The following is a 713-nucleotide window of genomic DNA, read 5'->3' as shown; positions in this document are numbered from 1 at the left end:
TACCATGGAAGTGCCAGAAATCTATGATGGTATTATAGAAATTAAATCTGTTGCACGCGATCCAGGTTCACGTGCTAAAATTGCCGTTGTCTCACGCGATGGTTCAATTGATCCCGTTGGAGCGTGTGTTGGGATGCGAGGAAGTCGTGTTCAAGCTGTTGTTGCAGAGTTACAAGGTGAAAAAATTGATATTATTCCTTGGTCACCTGACGCTGCAACATTTATTGTCAATGCATTACAACCCGCAGAAGTTTCCAAAGTCGTCCTCGATGAAGACGTAGAACGTATCGAAGTCATTGTACCTGATGACCAGCTCAGTCTTGCTATTGGTCGGCGTGGACAAAATGTTCGTTTAGCTTCACAATTAACAGGATGGAATATTGATATTTTAACAGAACAGGAAGAATCTGAAAACCGTCAAAAAGAATTTACCGAACGCAGCAAATTGTTTATGGAATCATTAGATGTTGACGAAATGATTGGGCAAGTTATGGCATCAGAGGGCTTTTCCTCCATTGAAGAAATCTCTTATATTGATCTCGAAGAAATCGCTTACATTGATGGTTTTGATCATGAAACTGCTGCTGAAATCCAAAGTCGTGCACGTGAATATCTAGAACGCAAAGAAAAAGAACTTGATGAAAAGCGCAAAAAACTCGGTGTCTCTGATGAATTGCGAATGCTTCCTGGAATAACAAATGCTATGTTGGTTG

General features: G+C 40.5%; 1 pseudogene. It reads left to right on the top strand.

The window, feature by feature from the left end:
- A pseudogene (locus tag ACFIK8_RS11450) lies at positions 1-713 on the top strand (transcription termination/antitermination protein NusA); the annotation flags it as partial.

The sequence above is a fragment of the Bartonella sp. MR168JLCBS genome (assembly GCF_042194175.1).
The sequence above is the reverse complement of the archived record's forward strand: the minus strand, read 5'-3'. Positions and strand labels throughout refer to the sequence as shown.